The organism is Massilia sp. PWRC2 (assembly GCF_049896725.1).
Taxonomy (GTDB): domain Bacteria; phylum Pseudomonadota; class Gammaproteobacteria; order Burkholderiales; family Burkholderiaceae_D; genus JAFCUW01.
Window position 1 is genome coordinate 1 of record NZ_JAFCUW010000043.1, and the last position, 1,061, is coordinate 1,061.

The 1,061-nt window shown below is 58.9% G+C and carries 1 protein-coding gene; it reads right to left on the reverse strand.

What is annotated here, in order from left to right; translation table 11 throughout:
- A partial coding sequence (locus tag ACP7BZ_RS22930; RefSeq protein WP_426117511.1) for a hypothetical protein occupies positions 1-1,031 on the reverse strand: 1,031 nt, incomplete at its 3' end.
- Positions 1,032-1,061: the final 30 nt, after the last annotated feature.

The following is a 1,061-nucleotide window of genomic DNA, read 5'->3' on the forward strand; positions in this document are numbered from 1 at the left end:
GCCGCCGTGGCAAGCATCCCAACCGTGCTACCCGCAGATAAAGCCTTGAGGCTACTCATCCCAGACTTGAAGCTTGACGTGACTACCGGCACTGCGCTGCCGACGATACGAATGGTATCCACCAGGCCCGCTAGCGCGATCGCCCCCTGATCCGCCCAGTCAGTAATCGAGTTGTCATCGGCAAGGCTTTTACCAGCGGCGTTTACAAGATTCGTATTTTTTGACGCCTCCAGGAGGACTGCCGAAAAATCACTCATCGCAGGCAACATAGATACGGCGATCGTCTTGAAGAGCATCCCCTGTTGGGCCTCAAGCTTGGCCATATCGCGCATGTACTGGCGCGCCGCCGTAGCTTGGTCCGTGGTGGCCTTTGCTGCGATATCCCCCTGCTCGCCCAGCATTTTGAGCGTGGGCAGCATGTCGGCGCCGGCCTTGCCGAACAGCGCCTGGGCGATCGCAGCCTTGCCGGCGCCGTCTTCATACTCGTACAGCTTCTTCGCGATATCCGTGAACATCACGGCCGGGTCCTTGAGGTTGCCGGCTGAATCTTTGGCACTGACGCCCAGATACTTGAGCGCGAGGCCCGCGCCCTTGGTGTCATTGTCGGCACCGACCATGCCCTTTGACATTTTCGACAGCGCCGAAGTGACCGCCTCGATGTCGGAGCCGGATTGCTTGGACACGAAAGCGAGCTTCGACAGGTTTTCAACACTGGCACCCGTCTTTTCGGACAGGGTTTTGAGGTTCGCCATGTTGGTGACGACACCCATGATTTTGCCGCTGATGGCGTCAAAGCTCATTCCGACTGCGGCACCGAGGATCATCCCCTTGGCCAGCGACATCGCCGCTGCCTTGGCCCCGTTTGCCTGCGCCTCGAGCCTCTTGATGGCATCGGTGGCCACCTTCGTGCTTGCGGACATTGCCGACATGGACTGGTCGACTTGCTTTGCGGCGGCGCCCATGTCCGAATTGAACTTGGCGATATTGGCTTCTAACGAAACGACCAGCGCCCCTAAATTACCTCCTGCCATTTTGTACCTTTCTTCGTGTGCGCCTCGGCG